The 523-nt window shown below is 75.1% G+C and carries 1 protein-coding gene; it reads right to left on the reverse strand.

Features of this window, described 5'->3' with window-relative positions; translation table 11 throughout:
- Nucleotides 1-523: AMP-binding protein (locus ACLB9X_RS34400; protein ID WP_410364344.1), on the reverse strand; the 523-nt coding region annotated here is incomplete at both ends.

Here is a 523-nt window from a genome sequence, read left to right on the forward strand (position 1 = left end):
GGTCCCACGAACGTGGACACCAGGGCCCGGTGCGGGGCCACCACACCCTTCGGACGGCCCGTCGACCCGGACGTGAACATCACGCAGGCCGCGTCCCGCGCCCCGCACCGCAGCCCGAGGTCGGAGCTCTCGTGCCCCGCGACGGCCGCCGCGTCGGCGTCCAGCAGCACGTAGCGGACGGGCGCGCCCAACTCCCGTGCCTGCTCGCGGAGCGAGACCACCACCCGCACCCCGGCGTCCTCGACGACGGTCGCGAGCCGTTCGGCCGGGAAGGCCGGGTCCAGCAGCGTGTACGCCGCGCCCGCCTTCAGCACGCCGAGCAGCGAGGACACGAGGTCCACCGAGCGCGGCAGATACACGCCGACGACCTCGCCGGGGCGGACTCCGGTGGCCACGAGGTGGCGGGCGAGGCGGTTGGCGCGAGCGTTGAGCTCCGCGTACGAGACCTCTTCCGCCCCCTGCACCAGCGCGACCGCGTCACCGCAGCACCGCACCCGCTCCTCGAACACGGCCTGCACCGACC

The organism is Streptomyces sp. 5K101, from assembly GCF_046506645.1.
In the GTDB taxonomy this organism is placed as follows: Bacteria; Actinomycetota; Actinomycetes; order Streptomycetales; family Streptomycetaceae; genus Streptomyces.